General features: G+C 61.1%; 3 protein-coding genes. 1 reads left to right on the top strand and 2 read right to left on the bottom strand.

All coding sequences use genetic code 11. The annotated features are described in order from the left end of the window. Both merP and HZR81_RS23590 read right to left on the bottom strand, forming a co-directional pair. Positions 1 to 260, bottom strand: a 260-nt coding sequence (gene merP / locus HZR81_RS23595; protein ID WP_500129395.1) for a mercury resistance system periplasmic binding protein MerP, incomplete at its 3' end; no start/stop codon positions are given. A 12-nt stretch (positions 261 to 272) separates the two neighbouring features. Next, positions 273 to 623 (bottom strand): mercuric transporter MerT family protein, encoded by a 351-nt coding sequence (locus HZR81_RS23590; protein WP_003089115.1) that lies wholly within the window; start codon positions 621 to 623, stop codon positions 273 to 275. A 74-nt stretch (positions 624 to 697) separates the two neighbouring features. On the opposite strand from HZR81_RS23590, the gene merR reads away from it, so the two are divergent. After that, complete coding sequence (gene merR, locus HZR81_RS23585) at positions 698 to 1,096, top strand: mercury resistance transcriptional regulator MerR (protein WP_003089120.1); 399 nt, start codon at positions 698 to 700, stop codon at positions 1,094 to 1,096. Positions 1,097 to 1,135 lie beyond the last annotated feature (39 nt).

Genomic DNA, 1,135 nt, shown 5'->3' with positions numbered 1-1,135 from the left:
GAGGGGTATCCCGCGTTCGCGGTCGCCTCAGTCAGTGCCTCGGGCTGGGCCTTATCGGGATCGTAGGTGACGGTCGCCGTCTTCTGGTCGAAATTGACCTGGACGTCACTCACGCCGGACACCTTCTCCAGCGACTTCTTGACCGTGATCGGACAGAGTCCGCACGTCATGTTCTGCACGTCGAGCGTGACGGTTTTCGGGGGAGCCGCCAGCGCCACGAAGGGCAAGGCGAAAAGCACGGCGATCAGCAGTTTGCGCATGGTTAATCTCCTTCAGTAGAACAGCGGGGCGAGCCACGGCACGGCCAATAGGCCGAGCAGCAGCACGCTGACGATCCAGAACACGAGTCGCTGTCGCACGAGCGTGCGCGGATCGGCGCAGGGTGTACCTGGCGTACAAACCTGTGGCACCAGGTAGAGCTTGCGGAATGCCAATCCCAGGAACAGTAGAGTCAACCCGATGAAGAGGGGGCGTAGTGGCTCCATCATGGTCAGAGCGCCCACCCACGTACCGCCGACACCGAGTGCCAACAGCACCAGTGGCCCGACACAGCACACCGACGCACCGATGGCGGTCAGCGAACTCGCGACCAGCGAGCCTTTCCCGGTGAGTTGCATCCCCATTCCCATCTCCTGAGCCTGATTGCCTAGGTGCTATTCTAAACTCCGTACCAAAGTACGGAATCAAGGAGAAAGTGATGGCCACAGAGCTGACCATTGGCAAGCTGGCAGACGCCGCCGGGGTGAACGTCGAGACGATCCGCTACTACCAGCGACGCGGGCTGCTGGATGAACCAGCCAAACCCTTGGGTGGCCATCGGCGCTATCCGGTGGACATGGTGAAGCGACTGCGTTTCATCAAGCGGGCTCAGGCGCTGGGTTTCACGCTCTCGGAAGTCGGTGGACTGCTGACGCTGGATGAGTCGTGCGCCTGTGCCGAAACGCGAGCACGGGCTGCACGCAAGCTCGCGTTGATCGAGCAGAAGATGGCCGACTTGGTCGTCATGCAGCAACTGTTAGGCGAACTGGTGCAGCAATGTGATGCGGGAGACGGCGGAACGATCTGCCCGATCATCGAGGCACTGATCAGAGAGTAATGCCTGGCGGGTGAGCTGGAGATCGGAAAGCCCCTTTAC

Source organism: Pseudomonas sp. LM13 (genome assembly GCF_041381355.1).
Taxonomy (GTDB): Bacteria; Pseudomonadota; Gammaproteobacteria; order Pseudomonadales; family Pseudomonadaceae; genus Stutzerimonas; species Stutzerimonas frequens.
Note: the sequence above shows the minus strand (reverse complement) of the source record. Positions and strands in the feature narration are given on the sequence as shown.

What these genes read in the sequence shown, in the direction of transcription:
- HZR81_RS23590 (WP_003089115.1), bottom strand. Translation starts at nt 623, where the DNA reads ATGGGGATGCAACTCACCGGGAAAGGCTCGCTGGTCGCGAGTTCGCTG.
- merR (WP_003089120.1), top strand. Translation starts at nt 698, where the DNA reads ATGGCCACAGAGCTGACCATTGGCAAGCTGGCAGACGCCGCCGGGGTG.